The sequence below is a fragment of the Phenylobacterium sp. genome (assembly GCF_030646615.1).
Lineage (GTDB): Bacteria > Pseudomonadota > Alphaproteobacteria > Caulobacterales > Caulobacteraceae > Phenylobacterium.
The window spans coordinates 92,201-112,282 of record NZ_JAUSLG010000038.1 but is presented as its reverse complement, the minus strand read 5'-3'; the positions used below and the strand labels follow the sequence as shown (position 1 = coordinate 112,282).

18 protein-coding genes and 1 pseudogene are annotated in these 20,082 nt (G+C 69.3%); 12 read left to right on the top strand and 7 right to left on the bottom strand.

Translation table 11 applies throughout. The features are described from left to right. Positions 1 to 28 precede the first annotated feature (28 nt). The gene (gene folE, locus Q7S93_RS06445; RefSeq protein ID WP_304712917.1) at positions 29 to 616 is read right to left on the bottom strand and encodes a GTP cyclohydrolase I FolE; all 588 of its coding nucleotides are present in this window, start codon (positions 614 to 616) and stop codon (positions 29 to 31) included. Between the two features lie 137 nt (positions 617 to 753). Between folE and Q7S93_RS06440 the strand changes: the two genes are divergently transcribed. Beyond that, a complete protein-coding gene (locus Q7S93_RS06440; protein ID WP_304712916.1) occupies positions 754 to 1,020 on the top strand; it encodes a DUF2312 domain-containing protein in 267 nt (88 codons plus the stop codon). Beyond that, entirely contained in the window at positions 1,017 to 1,331 is a 315-nt protein-coding gene (locus Q7S93_RS06435) for a hypothetical protein (RefSeq protein ID WP_304712915.1), read from the top strand. The genes Q7S93_RS06440 and Q7S93_RS06435 overlap by 4 nt, the downstream gene beginning before the upstream one ends. 137 nt (positions 1,332 to 1,468) lie before the next feature. Here the strand turns inward: Q7S93_RS06435 and Q7S93_RS06430 are convergent, their stop codons facing one another. Continuing rightward, positions 1,469 to 2,968, bottom strand: a complete 1,500-nt coding sequence (locus Q7S93_RS06430) for a sigma-54-dependent transcriptional regulator (RefSeq protein ID WP_304712914.1) — start codon at positions 2,966 to 2,968, stop codon at positions 1,469 to 1,471. 244 nt (positions 2,969 to 3,212) lie between these two features. On the opposite strand from Q7S93_RS06430, the gene Q7S93_RS06425 reads away from it, so the two are divergent. Beyond that, the gene (locus Q7S93_RS06425) at positions 3,213 to 5,324 is read left to right on the top strand and encodes a PQQ-dependent dehydrogenase, methanol/ethanol family (protein ID WP_304712913.1); all 2,112 of its coding nucleotides are present in this window, start codon (positions 3,213 to 3,215) and stop codon (positions 5,322 to 5,324) included. A gap of 56 nt (positions 5,325 to 5,380) precedes the next feature. On the opposite strand, the gene rocD is transcribed toward Q7S93_RS06425, so the two are convergent. Both rocD and Q7S93_RS06415 read right to left on the bottom strand, forming a co-directional pair. Next, positions 5,381 to 6,622, bottom strand: a complete 1,242-nt coding sequence (rocD, locus tag Q7S93_RS06420) for an ornithine--oxo-acid transaminase (protein WP_304712912.1) — start codon at positions 6,620 to 6,622, stop codon at positions 5,381 to 5,383. Positions 6,623 to 6,630: 8 nt separating this feature from the next. Next, the gene (locus tag Q7S93_RS06415) at positions 6,631 to 7,506 is read right to left on the bottom strand and encodes a dimethylarginine dimethylaminohydrolase family protein (protein ID WP_304712911.1); all 876 of its coding nucleotides are present in this window, start codon (positions 7,504 to 7,506) and stop codon (positions 6,631 to 6,633) included. Positions 7,507 to 7,634: 128 nt separating this feature from the next. Between Q7S93_RS06415 and Q7S93_RS06410 the strand changes: the two genes are divergently transcribed. The 9 genes and pseudogenes from Q7S93_RS06410 (at position 7,635) to Q7S93_RS06370 (ending at position 17,155) form a co-directional block, all read left to right on the top strand. Beyond that, entirely contained in the window at positions 7,635 to 8,057 is a 423-nt protein-coding gene (locus Q7S93_RS06410; RefSeq protein WP_304712910.1) for an Lrp/AsnC family transcriptional regulator, read from the top strand. 55 nt (positions 8,058 to 8,112) lie between these two features. Further along, positions 8,113 to 9,903: pseudogene (locus Q7S93_RS06405) on the top strand (M3 family oligoendopeptidase). Between the two features lie 73 nt (positions 9,904 to 9,976). Continuing rightward, positions 9,977 to 12,151, top strand: coding sequence for a beta-glucosidase (locus Q7S93_RS06400; RefSeq protein WP_304712909.1), 2,175 nt, complete (start codon positions 9,977 to 9,979; stop codon positions 12,149 to 12,151). 68 nt (positions 12,152 to 12,219) lie between these two features. Next, positions 12,220 to 12,690: a PaaI family thioesterase gene (locus Q7S93_RS06395; RefSeq protein WP_304712908.1), complete on the top strand. Its 471-nt coding sequence runs from the start codon at positions 12,220 to 12,222 to the stop codon at positions 12,688 to 12,690. Between the two features lie 4 nt (positions 12,691 to 12,694). Continuing rightward, a complete protein-coding gene (locus Q7S93_RS06390; protein ID WP_304712907.1) occupies positions 12,695 to 13,753 on the top strand; it encodes an alpha/beta fold hydrolase in 1,059 nt (352 codons plus the stop codon). 66 nt (positions 13,754 to 13,819) lie between these two features. Next, a complete protein-coding gene (locus Q7S93_RS06385) occupies positions 13,820 to 14,059 on the top strand; it encodes an aa3-type cytochrome c oxidase subunit IV (RefSeq protein WP_304712906.1) in 240 nt (79 codons plus the stop codon). 182 nt (positions 14,060 to 14,241) lie between these two features. Then, complete coding sequence (locus Q7S93_RS06380) at positions 14,242 to 15,372, top strand: Re/Si-specific NAD(P)(+) transhydrogenase subunit alpha (RefSeq protein WP_304712905.1); 1,131 nt, start codon at positions 14,242 to 14,244, stop codon at positions 15,370 to 15,372. A 24-nt stretch (positions 15,373 to 15,396) separates the two neighbouring features. Continuing rightward, entirely contained in the window at positions 15,397 to 15,717 is a 321-nt protein-coding gene (locus Q7S93_RS06375; RefSeq protein WP_304712904.1) for a proton-translocating transhydrogenase family protein, read from the top strand. Positions 15,718 to 15,739: 22 nt separating this feature from the next. Continuing rightward, positions 15,740 to 17,155 carry an NAD(P)(+) transhydrogenase (Re/Si-specific) subunit beta gene (locus tag Q7S93_RS06370; RefSeq protein WP_304712903.1) on the top strand — a complete coding sequence of 472 codons (1,416 nt, stop codon included), beginning with the start codon at positions 15,740 to 15,742 and terminating at the stop codon, positions 17,153 to 17,155. Here the strand turns inward: Q7S93_RS06370 and tilS are convergent. The 3 genes from tilS to pal form a co-directional block, all read right to left on the bottom strand. Then, on the bottom strand, positions 17,152 to 18,429 hold the full coding sequence (gene tilS / locus Q7S93_RS06365; RefSeq protein ID WP_304712902.1) for a tRNA lysidine(34) synthetase TilS: 1,278 nt from the start codon (positions 18,427 to 18,429) through the stop codon (positions 17,152 to 17,154). The genes Q7S93_RS06370 and tilS overlap by 4 nt on opposite strands. Further along, positions 18,420 to 19,301 carry a tol-pal system protein YbgF gene (gene ybgF / locus Q7S93_RS06360; protein ID WP_304712901.1) on the bottom strand — a complete coding sequence of 294 codons (882 nt, stop codon included), beginning with the start codon at positions 19,299 to 19,301 and terminating at the stop codon, positions 18,420 to 18,422. The genes tilS and ybgF overlap by 10 nt, the downstream gene beginning before the upstream one ends. A 154-nt stretch (positions 19,302 to 19,455) precedes the next feature. After that, entirely contained in the window at positions 19,456 to 20,007 is a 552-nt protein-coding gene (pal, locus tag Q7S93_RS06355) for a peptidoglycan-associated lipoprotein Pal (protein WP_304712900.1), read from the bottom strand. Between the last annotated feature and the right edge of the window lie 75 nt (positions 20,008 to 20,082).

Genomic DNA, 20,082 nt, shown 5'->3' with positions numbered 1-20,082 from the left:
TCATCTTTGTCGCGCTGCGCGCCGCGCCTCACCGGCCGCGGACCAGCTCCAGGAATTCCTGGCGGGTGCGGGGGTCGTCGCGCAGTTCGCCCAGCAGGGTCGAGGTGGTGAGCGTCGAGCCGGGCGTATTCACCCCGCGCATGGTCATGCAGGAGTGCTCGGCCTCGATCAGCACGCCCACTCCCTTGGGGCGCAGGATGTCCTGGATGGCGCCGGCGATCTCGGCGGTGAGCTTCTCCTGGATCTGCAGCCGACGGGCGAAGCCATGGACCACCCGGGCGAGCTTGGAGATGCCGACCACCCGGTTGGTGGGCAGATAGCCCACATGGGCCCGGCCGATCACCGGCAGCATGTGATGCTCGCAGAAGCTGACCACCCGGATGTCACGCAGCACGACCATCTCGTCATAGCCGCCGACCTCCTCGAAGGTGCGCTCCAGATACTCCCGCGGGTCGGTCTCATAGCCGGCGAACAGCTCGCGATAGGAGCGGGTGACGCGGCCCGGCGTCTCGGTCAGGCCCTCCCGGTCGGGATCGTCCCCGGCCCACTCGATGAGGGTGCGCACGGCGGCCTCGGCCTCTTCCTTGGTGGGTCGGTGGCGTGGGGTGTCGGTCATGGCGGCCTCCGCTGGCGAATGACGAGCGACAACCCTAGGGGAGTTCAGCCTGTGACCTCCAGACGGATTTCGTTCGGCGACGATGCGAGGTAGGGTCCGGCGCTTCAAACCACCCTCGACTCGGAAGACGCGTTTCCATGGCTGACGACAGCGCCCACATCGACATTCTGAACACCACCGCCCAGGGGCAGCTGAAGAGCATCATCGAGCGCATCGAGCGCCTGGAGCTGGAAAAGTCCGAGATCGCCGAGCAGATCAAGGAAGTCTTCGCCGAGGCCAAGGGCAACGGCTTCGACGTCAAGGTGCTGCGCAAGGTGGTCCGCCTGCGCAAACAGGACCGCGCCAAGCGGCAGGAGGAAGAGGCCATCCTCGACCTCTATCTCTCGGCGCTCGGAGAGATTTGAAGCGTAAGGCGCCAGATCCCAGGGCCCAGGCCAAGCGGGCCGCGCTGAACGCGCTCAAGCGTGTTCAGCGTGAGGCCGTGCGCACCGGCGTGGAGCTCTCCGAATGGGAGGGCGAGTTCCTGGGTTCGGTGGAGGACCGGGTGAAGACCTATGGCCGGGCCTTCGGCGATCCCGAAAAGGGCGCGCCGGGCCAGGCGCTTTCGGCCCTGCAGCACCGCAAGCTCAAGGAAATCTCGGCCAAGGCCAAGGGCGAGAAGAAGCCCATGGCCCGCCGCGGCTTCGGCCGCAAACCGCGCGAGGTCGAGGACTAGGGCCTGCAGTTTTCGGCGCCGCAGGCGCAATGAAGATGGGACACGAAGGACACCAAGGCCTCTTCGTGCCCTTCGCGCCTTCTTCGTGTCCTTTGTGTCCCCTATTTATCTTGCGCTGACGCGCTTGGATGGCGCCCTCAGGCCGCTTCGGTCTCACCGTCGTCGGCGCCGCCGATCACCCCGTCCAGGCCCTGTTCGCGGACCTTGCGGTAGAGGGTGGAGCGGCCGATGCCTAGGCGCCTCGCCACCTCGCTCATGTGGCCGGCATAGATTTCGATGGCCAGCTGGATCAGGTCGCGCTCGATATCCTCGAGCGTGCGCAGGTGGCCGCGCTCGTCGAGGATGCGCACCGGGGCGTCCTTGGGCAGCTCGGCCATCAGCTCCCGGGCGGCGTCCGGCGAAATGGGGCTCGACGACGGGACCTGGGCGGCCGGAGCCGAGGCGACCTCTGGCGGCGGAGCCACCATCCCGGAGATGGCGGGGAAGTCGAAGGGCTGCAGATAGGGCGAGTCCGACAGGACGATGGCCCGATAGACCGCATTCTCCAGTTGCCGGACATTGCCGGGCCAGTCGAAGGCCAGCAGGTGCTGCAGGGTTTCGGGCGCGCAGCCGACCACCTTCTTGCCCTCCTCCACATTGAAGCGGCGGATGAAGTGCTCGACCAGGGCCGGGATGTCGTCCTTGCGCGTGCGCAGGGCCGGAGCCTCGATGGGGAAGACGTTGAGCCGATAGAAGAGGTCCTCGCGGAACCGGCCCTCGGCCACGGCGAGCGACAGGTCGCGATTGGTGGCCGAGACGATGCGCACATCGACCTTCACCGAGCGCTTGGACCCCACCGGATCGATCTCACTCTCCTGCAGGGCCCGCAGCAGCTTGACCTGCATGTCCAGCGGCAGCTCCCCCACCTCGTCGAGGAACAGGGTGCCGCCATTGGCCTCCTGGAACTTGCCCAGGTGCTTGTCCGTGGCGCCGGTGAAGCTGCCCTTCTCGTGGCCGAACAGGATGGATTCCACCAGGTTCTCGGGCAGGGCGCCGCAGTTGACGGCGACAAAGGCCTTGCCCGAGCGATCCGACGATCCGTGCAGGGCGCGGGCGATGACCTCCTTGCCAACGCCGCTCTCGCCGGTGATCAGGATCGGAATGGTCGACTTGGCCGCCCGCTCGCCCATGCGCTTGACGAGCGTCATCGGCGCGGAGCCGCCGACCATGTCGGCGAAGGTGAAGCGGCCGGTCTTGTGCTTCTTCAGGCGATCCACCTCGCCGCGCAGGTCGCCCATGGACAGGGCGTTGCGGATCGAGACCATGATCCGCTCGGGGCTGGCCGGCTTGACGAAGAAATCGCCGGCGCCCGCCTGCATGGCCAGGACGACGGTGTCGATGCTGCCCTGGGCGGTGACCACGATCACCGGCTGGTGGAAGCCGCGGGCGCGCATCTCCTTCAGGGCGTCCTGGCCCGAGAGCCTGGGCATGACCAGGTCCAGCAGGATCAGATCGACCTTGGCGCCGGCCATCAGGTGCTCGATGGCCGCGTCGCCGGATTCGGCGTGGGCCACGGCGAAGCCTTCCCGCTCCAGCACGGCCTGGATCAGCCTGCGCTGGGTCGGATCATCATCGACGACAAGGACCGTTTTGGTCATCTGAAGACACCACCTGTACTGGACGCCCACCTCTTCGGGCGGGGCTCACTTGTCGCGGATTGATACAGGTCGCCGGTAAAGGCGGGGTTTCGCAGACCTGAGTCAGGGGTTAACGGGCGAGCCTTGATCCTGGCCGGAGGCGGGCCCTGGCCGACCAAGATCGGCTGCGGGATTGCCTGAGGTCGAGAGCGCGCCATAGTGAAGCCTGAAGGCCGGAGACGCGGCCAGGCCGGGGAGGGCCGACATGACATTCAAGTTCACCCTGATCGCGCTCGCCTGCGTGGGTCTGCTCAGCGCCTGCCAGGAGGCGGCCGGCCCTCGGGACGTCGATCAGGCGCGGCTCGAGGCCGCCGAGACCAACGCCGAGTGGCTGTCCTATGGCCGGTCCTATTCAGAGCAGCGGTTCAGCCCGCTGACCCAGATCAACACCGAGTCGGTGCGCGAGCTGGGCTTGGCCTGGTCCTACGAATTCGACACCGACCGCGGCCAGGAGGCGACCCCCATCGTCAAGGACGGGGTGCTCTACACCACCACGGCCTGGTCCAAGGTCTACGCCTTTGACGCCGCCACGGGTGCGCTGAAATGGTCCTATGACCCCAAGGTCGCCGGCGAAAAGGCCTTCGACGCCTGCTGCGACGTGGTCAATCGTGGGGTCGCGGTCTGGGGCGGCAAGGTCTATGTGGGCGCCCTCGACGGTCGCCTGATCGCGCTCGACGCCGACACCGGCGCCGAGGCCTGGTCGGTCCAGACCACCGATACCGCCAAGCCCTACACCATCACCGGCGCGCCGCGGGTCATCAAGGGCAAGGTGCTGATCGGCAATGGCGGCGCGGAATACGGGGTGCGCGGCTATCTGTCGGCCTATGACGCCGAAACCGGGGCCCTGATCTGGCGCTTCTTCACCGCCCCCAATCCCGATGGCCAGCCCGACGGGGCGGCTTCGGACGCCATCCTGGCGGAGAAGGCGGCCGGCACCTGGTTTGGCGAGGGCTGGAAGGCCACCGGCGGCGGCGCCACGGTCTGGGACGCCATGGCCTATGACCCCAAGCTCGACCTCCTCTATGTGGGGGTCGGCAACGGCACGCCCTGGAACCACGGGAAGCGCTCGGACGGCAAGGGCGACAACCTGTTTGTCTCGTCCATCCTCGCCCTGAAGCCCGACACCGGCCAGTACGTCTGGCACTATCAGACCACGCCGGGCGAGAGCTGGGACTATACGGCCACCCAGCACATCATCCTGTCGGACCTGACCATCGAGGGCCAGACGCGCCAGGTGCTGATGCAGGCGCCCAAGAACGGCTTCTTCTATGTGCTGGACCGGGCGACCGGCGAGCTGATCTCGGCCGAACCCTATGTGCCGATCACCTGGGCCACCGGCGTCGACAAGGCCACCGGCCGACCCATCGAGGCGCCGGGCGCCCGCTATCGCGACGCCCCCTCCCTGCAGATCCCCGCGCCGTTCGGGGCGCACAACTGGCACCCCATGGCGTTCAATCCGCAGACGGGGCTGGTCTATATCCCGGCTCAGGTCGTGCCCTTCGCCTATGTGAACGAGGCCGGCTACCGCCATCAGCCCGGCGCCTGGAATGTCGGCACGGACTTCCTGGCCAACGCCCTGCCCGATGACGCCGCCCAGCTGGCGGGGCTGAAGGCCATGGTGAAGGGCCAGCTGATCGCCTGGGACCCGGTGGCCCAGAAGGCGCGCTGGACCGTCGAGCATCCCTTCTTCTGGAATGCGGGCGTCCTGACCACGGCCGGAGGCCTGGTCTTCCAAGGCGCCGCCGAGGGGACCTTCTCGGCCTATGACGCGGCCACCGGCGCCAAGCTCTGGTCCTATGAGACGGTGAACGGGGTGATCGCCCCGCCGTCCACTTATGAGATCGACGGCGAGCAGTATGTGGCCCTGATGGTGGGCTATGGCGGGGCCGGCGCCCTGTCCTCGCCGGCCCTGCTGCCCGACCGCTCGCGCCTGCCCGGCCGGCTTCTGGTCTTCAAGCTCGGGGGCGCGGCGACCGCGCCGGCCTATGACCTGCCACAGGTCGAGCCGCTGGACCTGACGGGGGTGAGCTCACGGGGGAATGCGACGGCGGGCTTCGCCAGCTTCCAGCAGTACTGCCAGGTCTGCCACGGCGCCAACGCCTCGGGCCGCTACCTGCCGGACCTGAAGCGCTCGCAGATGCTGCTCTCAGACGAGAACTGGTCCTCGGTGGTGCTCTATGGGGCGCTCGCCTCCCGGGGCATGGTCGGCTTCTCGCGCTACCTGTCGGACGTCGACGCCGAGAACATCCGCGCCTATGTGCTGACCGAGGCCCGCAAGGGGGCGACACCGCCCAAGGTCGCGGCCGGCGCGAAATAGAGGGAGCCTGCGATCCTGGGCGCCTTGACCCAGGATCGCGTTGGGACGCCCTGCCGTTAGGCCGGGTCGCGCAGGGCGGCCTCGAACTGCTCGGCGATCCAGTCGGCCTGGGCCGGCGTCAGCACCAGGGGCGGGGCGATGCGGATGGTGTGCTCGTGGGTCTCCTTGCACAGCAGGCCGCGGCGCTGGAGGTTCTCGCAGACCCGCCGGGCGCCGCCGGCCTCGGCATGCAGCTCGACCGCCAGCATCAGGCCCCGGCCGCGGACCTGCTTGATGGCGTCGTGGCGGATGGAGGCCAGGGACGCCTGCAGGCGATCGCCGACACGGGCGGCGTTGCCGATCATGTCCTCTTCCACCAGCACCTTCAGGGCGGCGCGGGCCACCGCGCAGGCCAGCGGATTGCCGCCGAAGGTGGAGCCGTGCTCGCCGGGCTTCAGCACGCCCAGGACCGCGTCGTTCGAAAGCACGGCCGAGACCGGATAGAAGCCGCCCGACAGGGCCTTGCCCACCAGGGTGAGGTCGGCCTCGATCCCCTCATGCTCCTCGGCCAGCAGCTTGCCGGTGCGGCCCAGGCCGGTCTGGATCTCATCCAGGATCAGGACGACGTTATGGCGGGTGCAGAGCTCCCGGGCGGTCTTCAGATAGCCGGCCGGCGGGATGATGACGCCGGCCTCGCCCTGGATCGGCTCCACCAGGAAGGCGACGGTGTTGGGGGTGATGGCCGCCTCCAGGGCCGCCGCATCGCCGAAGGGCACGACCTTGAAGCCCGGCGCGAAGGGGCCAAAGCCGCCGCGGGCCTGCGCGTCGGTGGAGAAGCCGACGATCGCCAGGGTCCGGCCGTGGAAGTTCTCCGAACAGACGATGATCTCGGCCTGGCCGGCCGGCACGCCCTTGACCTCATAGCCCCACTTGCGGGCCACCTTCAGGGCGCTTTCCACGGCCTCGGCGCCGGAGTTCATCGGCAGGGCGCGATGGGAGCCGGTCAGGGCGCAGATTTCCTCATAGAAGAGGGCCAGCTGGTCGTTGCGAAAGGCCCGGCTGGTCAGGGTCAGCTTGCCGGCCTGCTCGGTCATGGCGGCCAGGATCTTCGGGTGGCAATGGCCCTGGTTGACCGCCGAATAGGCCGAGAGCCCGTCCAGGTAGCGCTTGCCCTCGACGTCCCAGACATAGACCCCCTCGCCGCGGCTCAGCACCACGTCGAGCGGCTTGTAGTTGCGCGCGCCCAGGCGCGCCTCGGCGGCGATATAGTCCTGCGGGGTGGACAGGGCGGGACGGTCGAGAACGGCGTGGTCGGTCATGGGAAGCCTCATTCGGCCGCCGCGAGGGCGGGTTTGGGGTGAGAGGAAAGGTCCAGGCGCAGGCTCATGCAGAAGGCCGCGCCGCCGGACATGATGAAGGGGGAGAGATCGACCTCGACGAGGCGATAACCGCGCGCCTCCAGGGCCGCGCGCAGGGTCGGCGGGGCCTTGGCCATGATCACGGTGTCGCCCAGGTTCACCGCATTGACGCAGAGCGCCTCGGCCGCCGCCCGGTCGGCCTCGATCAGCAGGTCGGGCGCCACCCGCTCGCGCAGGGTCTTCAGGGCCTGATCGGTGAAGGCCGGCGGGTAATAGAGGATGTGGCCGCCGTCCAGCGGGCGCATGCAGGTGTCGAGGTGGTAGAAGTGCGGGGTGGCGAGCTCCAGGGCCACCACCTCCTGGCCGAAGAAATCCGCATGGGCCTCGAGGCCCGCCAGGGTCGAGCGCTGCCCATGGCCGCCCCAGAACCAGCCGCGGGCGGCGTCCCACAGGGCGTCGCCGGCGCCTTCGTGGATGACCCCGGGGGGAAGCTCGGCCACCTCGCGCAGCACGCCCCGGTCGCGCAGGGCGTGGAAGGCGGCCAGGAAGGGCGCTTCCTCACCGCGGCGCTCGGAATGGGCGAAGCGGGCCATCAGGGCGCGGCCGTCCAGCACGGTGGCCGCATTGGCGGGGAAGACGAGGTCGGGCAGGCCGGCCTCGGCGGGGATCATCTCGACCTTGCCGCCGGCCGCCTCGATGGCGTGGCGCAGGGCGTCGGAGCCGGCGGCGGCCCGGGCGCAGGCGCTGGCGTCGGCCCGCCAGACGGCGGGGTCCATCCAGGGATTGATCTGGTAGCACACCTCGAAATGCGCCGGATCGGTCATCAGATAGTGCGGGGTCGCCATGCGCGCCTCCCTCAGAATGTCGTGGGTGCGACGAAGGGTGGGACACGGCGGCGCTAGCGAAAAGGCGCAGGACTTGTAGTATATGCGGAGAATTCTGCCGATTTGACAGCTCAAGGTGGCGATCTGAGATGGATGAGATCGACCGCCAGCTCCTGGCCCTGCTGCGCGCCGACGCCCGGACCTCGGTGGCGGCCCTGGCCGAGCGCCTGAAGGTCTCCCGTGGCACGGTGCAGAACCGGATCGACAAGATGCGCCAGCGCGGGGTGATCCAGGGCTTCACCGTGCGCACTCGCCCAGATGTGGAGGCCCAGAGGGTGCGGGCGGTCATGACCATCTCGGTGGAAGGGGAGGGCGGCCCGCGGGTCGTGCGCGCCCTGCAGGGCTTCGCCGAGGTGGTGGCGGTCCACACCACCAACGGCCGCTGGGACCTGGTGGCCGAGCTGGACACCGACAGCCTGGCCGCCTTCAGCGCCGCCCTGGATGAGATCCGCCGCATCCCCGGCATCGCCGCCACCGAGACCTCGATCCTGCTGGCGACCACCCGCCTGTAGATTCTTGGGCCAAGGGGAGGTGGCGGCGGGCCCTGGGCGTGCTTAGATCGCCCCCATGAACGCACCCGTGAAGACCGACACCCTGCCCGAATGGCGCCTCGACGACCTCTATGCCGGTCGCGACGATCCGCAGATCGAGGCTGACCTGGACAAGGCCCGCAAGGCGGCCGCCGATCTGCTGGCCTATAAGGGCCAGCTGGTGGCCGCCCGCGGCGAGCCGGAAACCCTGGGGCGTCGTCTGGACGAGACCATCGCCCTCTATGAGGTGGGAACCAACGCCCTCTATGGGGTCGGCGCCTATGCCTCCCTGTCGGCCAGCACGGCGCGGGACAATCCGGCCTGGTCGAAGTTCGAGGCCGACTTCCGGGGCAAGGCCGCCCAGATCGGCGCCGAGACCCTGTTCTTCACCCTCGAGATCAACGAACTGGACGAGGCCGAGCTGGACGCCGCCCTGGCCGCCCACGCCCCGGCCAAGCGCTGGCTGCCCTGGCTGCGGCGGGTGCGCCTGTCGCGACCACATGAGCTGAGCGCCGACCTCGAACGGCTGATGATCGACCGGGGGCCGGGCGTCGCCAACTGGATGCGCCTGTTCGACGAAACCCTGGCCAAGCTGACCGCCAAGGTGGGGTCAGAGACCCTGACCCTGCCCGAGACCCTGAACCGGCTGTCGGACCCCGACGGCGCCCGGCGAAAGCAGGCCGCCCAGGGTCTGGCCAAGGCGCTGGAGGACCGCACCTCGACCCTGGCCCTCTGCCTCAACACCCTGGCCTATGAGAAGCAGGTGGAGGATCGCTGGCGGAAGTATCCGCAGCCGGCCGCCTCGCGCCATATGGCCAATGAGGTGGACGCCGACGCGGTTGAAGCCCTGGTGGAGGCGGTCACCGAGGCCTATCCCACCGTCAGTCATCGCTACTACGCCCTGAAGGCCAAGGTCATGGGCCGCAAGACCCTGGACTACTGGGACCGCAACGCCCCCTTGGACGCCAGCGCGCCGCGAACCTACACATGGCCGCAGGCCCAGGAGATAGTGCTGGAGTCCTTCTCGGCGCTCGCGCCGCGGTTCGCCGACACCGCCCAGACCTTCTTCACCCAGCCCTGGATCGACGCCCGCCCCCGGGCCGGCAAGCAGTCGGGCGCCTATTCCCACCCGGTCAGCGCCGACCGCCATCCCTATGTGTTCATGAACTATATGGGCGAGCGCCGCGACGTGCTCACCCTGGCCCATGAGCTCGGCCATGCGGTGCACCAGACCCTGTGCGCGCCGCTCGGCACCCTGCTGGCCGACACGCCCCTGACCCTGGCCGAGACCGCCTCGATCTTTGGCGAAGGCCTGGTGTTCGAACGCCTGATGGCCGGCGCCACCGACGAGGAGCGCCGCGGCCTACTGGCCGGCAAGATCGAGGACGGGCTGAACACGGTGGTCCGGCAGATCGCCTTCCACAAGTTCGAGACCCGCTTCCACGCCGCCCGCCAGCAGGGCGAGGTCTCCACCGACGAGATCTCGGCGATCTGGATGGAGGTGATGGGCGAAAGCCTGGGGCCGGCCATCAAGCTGAACGCCGGCTATGAGCACTAGTGGGCCTATGTCAGCCACTTCGCCCACGCGCCCTTCTATGTCTACGCCTACGCCTTCGGCGACCTGCTGGTGCGGGGCCTGATGGAGAAGCGCCGGGAGGACCCTAAGGGCTTTGCGCCCCTCTATGAGGACCTGCTCGCCGCCGGCGGCTCGCGGACCTATGTGGAGGCCCTGGCGCCGTTCGGCCTCAACCCGCGGGAAAAGGCCTTCTGGGCGGCGGGCATGACCCAGATGGAGCGGCTGGTGGACGAGTTCGAAGCCCTGGTCTGAGGCCAGCCGGCCTTGACGTCCGGGACTTAAAGCAGCGCGACGGGAAGACCCGCGCGTGGGGAGGAACCTGAAGATGAGCCAAGCCGACACCCGGCCGTGGATGGACGCCGCCCGCTCGCCCGACGAGCGGGCTGACCTGCTGATCGCCGAGCTGACCCTGGACGAGATGATCGGCCTGGTTCATGGGCCGATGCCCAACCTGCTGGACGAGGTTCCGGCCGACGCGGCGCGAGGGGCCGGCTATGTGCCGGGCGTGGCGCGCCTGGGGATTCCCCCGCAGAACGCCACCGACGCCAGCCTGGGCGTGGCCAACCCTCGCAAGGTGCGTGCAGGCGACGGCGCCACCGCCCTGCCGTCGGGCCTGGCGCTCGCCTCCACCTGGGACCCCGATCTCGCCCGCCGGGCCGGCGCCATGGTCGGGGCCGAGGCCCGGGCCAAGGGGTTCAATATCCTGCTGGGCGGCGGGGTCAACCTGACGCGGGACCCCCGCTGCGGCCGGAATTTCGAATATCTCGGCGAAGACCCGCTGCTGGCCGGCGTCCTGGCGGGCGAGGCCATCGCCGGCGCCCAGTCCAATGACATCGTCTGCACGATCAAGCACTTCGCGATCAACGACCAGGAGACCTGCCGCCACGTGGTCGATGTGCAGATCGACGAGGGGGGCTTGCGCGAAAGCGACCTGCTGGCCTTCCAGATCGGCATCGAGCGGGGCCAGCCGGGCTCGGTGATGAGCGCCTATAACCGCCTGGGCGGCGACTGGTGCGGCGAGAACGACTTCCTGCTGAACCGCGTCCTGAAGGGCGACTGGGCCTATCCCGGCTGGGTGATGTCGGACTGGGGCGGCTGCCATTCCACGACCAAGGCGGCGCTCGGCGGCCTGGACCAGGAGTCCGGCGAGCAGCTGGATAAACAGGTCTATTTCGGCGACCTCCTGAAGACCGCGGTGCAGGAGGGCGAGGTGTCCTTCGAGCGGCTGACCGACATGGTCCGCCGGATCCTGCGCAGCCTGATCGCCCACGGCGTTCTCGACCGGCCGGTCGAGCGGGAAGAGATCGACTATGAGGCCCATGCGCAGGTGGCCCAGGCCGCCGCCGAGGCCGGCCTCGTCCTGCTCAGGAACCAGGGCCTGCTGCCCCTGGCGCCCCGTCTGAAGGTGGCGGTGATCGGCGGCCATGCCGATGTGGGCGTACTGTCGGGCGGCGGCTCGTCCCAGGTGATCCCGGTGGGGGGCGCAGCCCTGGAGATCCCGGTGACCATCGGCCCGTCCTCGGCCTTTTCGCGGATCACCTATCATCCCTCCTCGCCGCTCGCGGCCATCGGCCGGCGCGCGGGCCTGGTGACCTATGCCGACGGGCGCGACCTCGCCGCCGCCATGGCCATCGCCGCCGACGCCGATGTCGCGGTGGTCTTCGCCGAGCAATGGACCACCGAGGCCGAGGACTTGCCGACCCTGGCCCTGCCCGGCGACCAGCACACCCTGATCGCCGCCGTCGCCTCGGCCAACGAAAAGACCGTCGTGGTGCTGGAGACCGGCGGCCCGGTCACCATGCCCTGGCTCGATGACGCCGCCGCCGTCCTTCAGGCCTGGTATCCCGGCGCCCGCGGCGGCGAGGCCATCGCCCGGTTGCTGTTTGGCGAGGCCGAGCCTTCGGGGCGCCTGCCGATCAGCTTCCCCCGTTCTACAGACGACCTCGTGCGGCCCGAAATCCCCGGCATGATCTTCGGTCCGCCGGTGGAGGGGGCCACCATCCCCACCTCCTATCCGGACGTGCAGCAGCACAAGGGGCGGTTCTCCGTGCCCCATCCCGAAGGCGCGGCCGTCGGCTACCGCTGGTTCGACCGCCAGCAGACGTCGCCGCTGTTTCCGTTCGGCTTCGGGCTCTCCTACACGCGCTTCGCCCATGAGAACCTGCGCCTGCAGGGCGGGGCGAGCGTGCGGGCGCGGTTCAGCGTGGCCAATGTCGGCGATCGCGCCGGGGTGGACACACCCCAGCTCTATGCGCGGGTCAAAGGCGCGGATGGTCAGTCTGGCCTGCGGCTCATCGGCTGGACCCGGGTCGCCCTGGCGCCTGGCGAGCGGCGGGAGGTGGAGATCACCGCCGATCCGCGTCTGCTGGCGGCCTATGATGTGAGCCTGCCCGGCTGGCGGATCGACGGGGGCGCGGTGGCCGTCAGCCTGCAGTCGGACGCCCAGACTGTGACGCTTTCGGGCGAGGCTGAACTGGAGGCTCGCACCCTGGCGCCCTGATCGCGCGGGAGCGGCCTAATCTCGCCTGAAGCCTTGTCATTTTTCAAACGGGCGTTAGTCAGCAGGGCATGTCCGATGATCTGACCCCCGTCCAGACCGCCGTCATTCCGGACGGCTATGTGATCAACCTCTGGCAGCGTGGCTTTGGCCGCACGGTCGGCCCCTTCTATTCCAAGCGGGACGAGGCCAATAACGAGATCATGGCCTTCCGGGTGGAGGAGCATCACGCCAACGGCATGAACAACTGCCACGGCGGCATGCTGATGAGCTTCGCCGACATGGCCTGGGGGCGGGTGATCTCCAACCAGCGGGAGATCGGCTGGGTCACGGTGCGCCTGACCACCGACTTCCTCTCCGGCGCCCAGATGGGCGACTGGGTCGAGGGCGGCAGCGAGATCATCTCCGAGCAGGACGATATCTTCACGGTTCGCGGCAAGATCTGGTGCGGCGAGCGGACCCTGATGACCGGCACCGGCGTGTTCAAGGGGATGCGCCACATCAAGCGCAAGCCCGGCGACCGCCAGGCGCAGAGGGCCTGATCCCATGACCGACCAGACCAAGACGCCGCCGGCCGTGGCCGCCGCCGAGTTCGACGACGACCGGCCCATCCAGACCAAGCCCGGCGAACTGCCGCCGGAGGTCCAGGCGCCGCTGGCCCCGTTCAAGGGCGAGAAGCCGCCGGCCCCGCCCTGGTTCGAGGCCGCCATCGCCAAGGCGCCGCAGCGCAGCTTCGTCACCTCGATGGGCAGCCAGATCGAAGTGCTGACCTGGGGCGAGGTGGGCAAGCCCGGCCTGCTGCTGGTGCACGGCAACAGCGCGCATGCCGACTGGTGGAGCTTCATCGCCCCCTATCTGGCGGAGGACTATCGGGTGGCCTCGATGTCGCTGGCCGGCATGGGCGCCTCGGACTGGCGGGAGTCCTACGCCTTTCAGGACTTCGCCGAAGACGCCGAGGCGGTGGCGAAGGCGACCGGCCTCTATGACGGCGGCCGCAAGCCCATCTATATCGGCCACTCCTTCGGCGGCTCGCAGGTGTTCTACGCCGCCAGCCGTTATCCGGACCGCATGCACGCCGCCATCCTGGTGGACACCGGCTTTGGCGGCCCGCCGCCGCGGGAGCAGGAGGAGATGGCGCGCCGCATGGAGCAGGTGCGCAATATCCCCACCACCGACCGACCCAAGCGGGTCTATGCGACCCTCGAGGCCGCGCTCGCCCGCTTCCGCTTCATGCCGCCCCAGGAACCGGGCCATCTGTTCGTCGCCGACTTCATCGCCCGCCGCTCGCTGAAGCGCGCGCCGCTGGAGGATGGCTCCGGCGAGGGCTGGGCCTGGATGTTCGACCCGGCCATGTGGAACAAGCTGGACCGCAGCGCCATGAACGCCCTGGTCACCGAGGGGCCGCCCAAGGTCGAGGTCCCCATCGCCCACATCTATGGCGAGCTTTCCCCGGTGATCGCGCGGCGCCATGACGGCCGGGCCAATCCGCTGCCCAAGGATATGATCGAGATCGCCATCCCGGACTCCAACCATCACGTCATGGTGGATCAGCCCCTGGCCCTGATCGCCGCCCTGCGCGCCCTGCTGGCCGTCTGGCCATCTTGAGCCGGCGCGCGCTCTCGTGTAGCACCGCACTCGAACTGGTTCCGTAAGAAGAGAGACCCGGCCGCCATGGGCGAACAGGCTTCCGACTATCACCGCGGCGAAATGGAAATCCAGGAGCAGGTGGCCACCTACAACCTGTTCATGGGCATGACCAAATGGGGCTCCCTGGCGATCGCCAGCGCCCTGCTGCTGTTCACGGTCTGGTTCTGCACGCCGGGCGGCTTCCTCGCCGGCCTGATCAGCGCCGTGGTCCTGGCGGCGGTCGGCTTCGTGCTCCTGCGCGAAAAGCCGGGCGCGGCGCACTAGCCACACCCCTGTCGCCTACCGAGGCGTCGGCGCGGGCCGTGGTCCGGCCGCGCCTCCGCCTGCCCGCGACGGGCGACAACGATTCAAACGCGCGTTTAGAGATCGCTGATCGACGTCTGGACAAGGCCCCTGTGACGTCCCTAAGGTCCGCCGGCTTGACCGACCCGGGGGGAACCACAGGCATGGCCGTCATCGCCGTCACCAAGGAACGCCGCGACGGGGAAACCCGCGTCGCCGCCACGCCGGATACGGTCAAGAAACTGATCGCCGCCGGCTTCGCCGTGGTGGTCGAGGCCGGGGCCGGGGCGGCTTCGTCTTATCCCGATGGCGATTACGAGGCGGCCGGCGCGGAGATCGCGCCCGACCTGGCTGCAGCCCTGGCCAAGGCCGACATCCTGTTCAAGGTCCGTAGTCCCGTCCCTGAGGAGATCGCAGGCCTGAAGGCCGACGCCCTGGTGGTCGGCATGCTCAATCCGCACCAGGACAAGGCGACCCTGCAGGCCCTGGCGGCCAAGGGCGTCAGCGCCTTTTCCATGGAGTTCGTGCCGCGGATCACCCGGGCCCAGGTGATGGACGTGCTGTCCTCCCAGGCCAATCTGGCCGGCTACCGGGCGGTGCTGGAGGCGGCCAACGCCTATGGCAAGGTCATGCCGATGATGATGACCGCGGCCGGCACCGTCGCCGCCGCCAAGGTCTTCGTCATGGGGGCGGGGGTCGCCGGCCTGCAGGCCATCGCCACGGCGCGGCGCCTGGGCGCGGTGGTCACCGCCACCGATGTGCGCCCCGCCGCCAAGGAACAGGTCGAAAGCCTCGGCGCCAAGTTCGTCGCCGTCGAGGACGAGGAGTTCAAGGCCGCCGAGACCGCCGCGGGCTACGCCAAGGAAATGAGCGCCGAGTACCAGGCCAAGCAGGCGGCCCTGGTCTCAGAACACATCCGTAAGCAGGACATGGTGATCACCACCGCCCTGATTCCGGGGCGTCCGGCGCCGCGGCTGGTCAGCGCCGGCCAGGTGGCCTCCATGCGGCCGGGCTCGGTCCTCGTCGACCTGGCCGTGGAGCAGGGCGGCAATGTCGAGGGCTCGGTATCGGGTCAGGTGGTGGAGACCGGGGGCGTGAAGATCGTCGGCTATGCCAATCTGCCTGGCCGCATCGCCGCCGACGCCTCGGCCCTCTATGCCCGCAACCTGTTCGCCTTTGCGGGCCTGTTCCTCGACAAGGAAGGCGCCTTCGCCCCCGACTATGAGGACGAGATCCTGAAGGCGGCCCTGGTGACCCGGGGCGGCGCCGTGGTCCACCCCGCCCTGGCCGGCTGACCCCATCAAGAGAGGACGACCCCCATGGAATCCGTCGATCCCACCGTCTTCCGCCTGGCGATCTTCGTGCTCGCCATCTTCGTGGGCTACTATGTGGTCTGGAGCGTGACGCCGGCCCTGCACACGCCGCTGATGGCCGTGACCAACGCCATCTCCTCGGTGATCATCGTCGGCGCCCTGCTGGCCGCCGCCGCCCATGGGGCCGAGGGCGCCGCCTTGAGCGGCAGCGTGATGGTCTCCAAGGGCGCTGGAGCCTTGGCTGCGGCCTTGGCGGCGGTGAACATCTTCGGCGGCTTCCTGGTCACCCAGCGCATGCTCGCCATGTACAAGAAGAAGCAGAAGTAGAGCGGGCTCAGGGGGCACAACCATGAACGCCAATCTCGCGGCCATTCTCTATCTCGTCTCCGGGGTGCTGTTCATCCTGGCGCTGCGGGGCCTGTCCAGTCCTGAGACCAGCCGGGCGGGCAATCGCAACGGCATGATCGGCATGGCCATCGCCGTCGGCACGGCCATGGCCACCCTGCTGGGCCAAGGGGCGCTGGACGCCCTGACCCTGGCCCTGATCATCGGCGGCGTCGCCATCGGCGGCGGGGTCGGCGCGGTCATCGCCCGCAAGGTGCCGATGACCTCCATGCCCCAGCTGGTGGCGGCCTTCCACAGTCTGGTGGGCATGGCCGCCTGCCTGGTGGCGGTGGCGGCGATCTATACCCCCGAGGCCTATGGCATCGGCATCACCGGCGAGATCCACCTGATCTCGCTGATCGAGCTGTCCCTCGGCCTGGCCATCGGGGCGGTGACCTTCACCGGCTCGGTGATCGCCTTCGCCAAGCTGAACGGCAACATGTCCGGCGCGCCGATCCTGCTGCCGGCCCGCCACCTGCTGAACCTGGCCATCGCCGCCGGGATCGTCGCCCTGGTGGTGGTGCTGGTGGCCAGCGGCGGCGCGGCGGTCTGGGCCTTCTGGGGCATCTTTGCGCTCGCCCTGCTGATCGGCGTCACCCTGATCATCCCCATTGGCGGCGCCGACATGCCCGTCGTCGTCTCGATGCTGAACTCCTATTCCGGCTGGGCCGCCGCGGCGCTCGGCTTCACGCTGGAGAACACGACTCTGATCATCACCGGCGCCCTGGTGGGCTCGTCGGGCGCGATCCTGTCCTACATCATGTGTAAGGGCATGAACCGGTCCTTCGTCTCGGTGATCCTGGGGGGCTTCGGCGCCGACGATTCCGCGGCCGCGGCCGGCGGCCATGTGGAGACCCGGCCGGTTAAGCAGGGCTCGGCCGAGGATGCGGCCTTCATCATGAAGAACGCCAGCAAGGTGATCATCGTGCCCGGCTACGGCATGGCCGTCTCCCAGGCCCAGCACGCCCTGCGCGAGATGGGCGACGTGCTCAAGGCCGAGGGCGTGGATGTGAAATACGCCATCCACCCCGTGGCTGGCCGGATGCCCGGCCATATGAACGTCCTGCTGGCCGAAGCCCGGGTCTCCTATGATGAGGTGTTCGAGCTGGAGGACATCAATTCGGAATTCTCCACCGCCGACGTGGCCTTCGTCATCGGGGCCAATGACGTCACCAATCCGGCGGCCAAGACCGACCCGACCTCGGCCATCTACGGCATGCCGATCCTGGACGTGGAGAAGGCCCGCACCGTGCTGTTCGTGAAGCGCGGCATGAGTTCGGGCTATGCCGGCGTCGATAACGAGCTCTTCTTCCGGGACAACACCATGATGCTGTTCGGCGACGCCAAGAAGATGGTCGAGGGCATCCTCAAGTCGCTCTAGGCGGCCGGCTCTCGCTCCACGAGGCCGGCGGCGGCCTCAAGGCGGCCGGCGATCAGGCTGCGGATTTCGACGCCTTTGATCGGGGCCAAGACGGGGCAGGCAACCTGACCGTCCGCCTTGATCACCGCCGGCAGGACGGGGCGCAGACGGGCGGGCAGGGCGGCGAGCTCCTGCCGCGCCGATGGCTCCAGCCTGGACGCAAGCCCCGCGAGGGCGCGGACCCGCAAGCCTGGTCGAGTGGTCGTGATCTCGAAACGTCCGTCCCAGACCTGAGCCCTGTCCGGGATCAGCGCCTGCTCCGTCAGGCCGCCCCGGGCCGCCTCGCCCGCCTCCCGCAGGATCGTGACGTCCTGGGCCTCAGCCTCGATCCGGGCGCCGGCCAGGGTAGCCGTGAAGGCCTCCGGCGTTCCGATGCGGGCCAGCAGACTCGCCAGCGCCGCCGTTCGCGGTGGCTGCACAGCGCCGGCCGCACACAGGCAGGCGATGGCGAGCGCCCGCTGGGCCACGGCGACCGGTTGAGCGGCCAGTTCGCCCCGCGGCCATGCAACGAGCCCCAGAGCATGGATGCGGGCGGTCGCCGCGAGCGCTCGGGTGTCGATATGGCGCGGCGTCGGCAGGTCGCGAACCTGTCCATCGGCCAGGGCTGTTCTCGCCCGAGCCCGCGCATAGGTCAGGTTCTCATTGGCCGGATCGTCGATCCAGGTGAGCGCCTGATCGGCCAGCCAGGCGCGCAAGGCGGCTCTGCGCTCACCGAGCAAGGGGCGAAGGATGAAGAGGTCGCGACCCTCGGGCCAGACGGGACTGGGCGTCCAGCTCCGAGGCTCCGGGACGGAGGCGCCGTCCGCCCGCATCAGGCGGGCCTCCTCGACATCATCAGCCGTATGCCCCAGCAGCAGAACCCGGGCGCCGAGGTCTCGCGCGGCCTGCGCCAACAGACGATGGCGGGCTGCGCGGGCGGCGGCCGGCAGGCCGGTGTTCGGCTTTGGTCCCGTCCATGTCAGCCTGAGGAAAGGTACGCCCAGGCGCTCGGCCACGTCAGCGCAATGGCGCGCCCAGGCGTCGGAGGCGGCCTGCAGTTGATGGTCCACATGAAGCGCCACCACCTGGCGCTGATGGGCTCGCCCCCAGGCCCGGACGCTCAGTAGGAGGGCCAGGCTGTCGCCGCCGCCGGAATAGGCCACGGCCAGGGGGGCTGGCGAGTCAGGCCGCAGACGCCGCGACAGGGCGTCCTGTCCGGGGTGGCTCTCGGCCGGCGCGGCCTCGGCTAGCCGCACCGCGCCTGGGTCCGGGCCGCCGTCGCCCGGGACTTGATCGACGGCGCGGCGTTGGGATAGCGGCGGGAAAGCTCGCCCAGGGTCTGGCAGGCCTCGGCGTTGCGCTCCAGGGCGATCAGCGACCGGGACAGCTCGAGCACAGCGTCCGGCGCCCAGGCCGTCGTCGGCCAGCCGCGGATGGCGGCGATGAAGGCGCTGGCCGCCTCGCCGTCGGCGCCGCGAACCACCAGGGTCTTGCCCAGCCAGTAGTTGGCCTCGGGCGCCAGATTGGAGCCGCCATGGTTCGCCGTGAAGCCCTCGAAGGCGGCCTCGGCGGCGTCATAGTCGCCGCTGAGCATCAGGCCGCGGGCGCGGTCAAACTCCGCCTGCGGCGAACCGCCGGCGCCGCTGCTCGCACCGGGCGCGGGGGTGGCGCCGAAGCCGGGGGGTGTGCCGCCGCCCCCGCCGCCGATGGGCGCCCCGGTATAGGCTTCCAGCGTGGCGATACGTTCGCTGAGCGCCTGGATCTGGGCCTCCAGGGCGGCGTTGCGCTCGGTGGCTTGGCGAAGGTCGAAGCTGCTGGTCTCGATCTGACCGTTGATCCGGGTCAGCACCGTCTCCAGATCGCTCAGCCGCCGGTCCAGGTCGGCGAGGCGGTAATCGGTCTCGGCGGGCTGGACGACCACGGGGCGGCCGGTGTCGCGGCCCTGGAAGACGATGGCGCGGAGTTCGCGCACCACCTGCTCCATGCGCTCGACCCGCCGGGCGTCGCGGGCGTCCAGGGGGTCGCTCATGGACGTCTGGGCCAGGGCCGGCGGTGAGAAGGCCGGCCCCAGGGTCATCAGAGACAGGGCCAGGGCGGCGGGCAGGGCGATGCGGCTGCGATGCGTCATGGTCAAATCATCTATGGGGCCGAAGGGCCGAAATTGCGGCGTTGGCGCCACCATGGGCCAGCGAAGCCATCGGCGCCAAGGGTCATGGGAAGCTGACAGCAAAGAGGGGACCCGCCAGGGGTCCCCTCCGCCAGTTCATAGCTTGAGCTCAGGCCTAGTTGGCGCCGGAGGTGATCGCCGTGTGGGCGTTCCGGTTGCGCTGGTAGGCGTCCTCGCTGGTGCCCGGATCGATCGGGCGTTCCTTGCCGTAGGACACGGTGTTGATGCGGCTCGACGACACGCCGCGGCCGACCAGGAAGTCGCGCACGGCGTTGGCGCGACGGGCGCCCAGGGCGAGGTTGTATTCGCGGGTGCCGCGTTCGTCGGCATTGCCTTCGATGCGGATCATCACCGACGGATAGCGGTTCAGCCAGGCGGCCTGGGCTTCCAGGATTTGGGCGGCGTCGCCACGAACCGAATAGGCGTCGAAGTCAAAGTAGACCCGGTCGCCAACATTGATGACGAAGTCTTGCTGGGTGCCCGGCAGAGCGCCTTGGCTCACGGGCGGCGGCGTCGTACCCGGCTGGGACGTCGCAGGCGGCGGGGGCGGAGGCGTGGGGCCTACGGCTTCCGGCTTGGGACGTGAAGCACAGGCAGTGACGGAGGCGGCGGCGAGCGCGATAACCGCAAACTTTGCGGCGCGCTTGGTCATGGAGCTGGTGGTCATCACGCAGTCTTTCCTTATAAAAGAGTTATAATAGCGGGGCGCGCCCGGGGCCAGTCACACTTGCGAAGGCGGTTG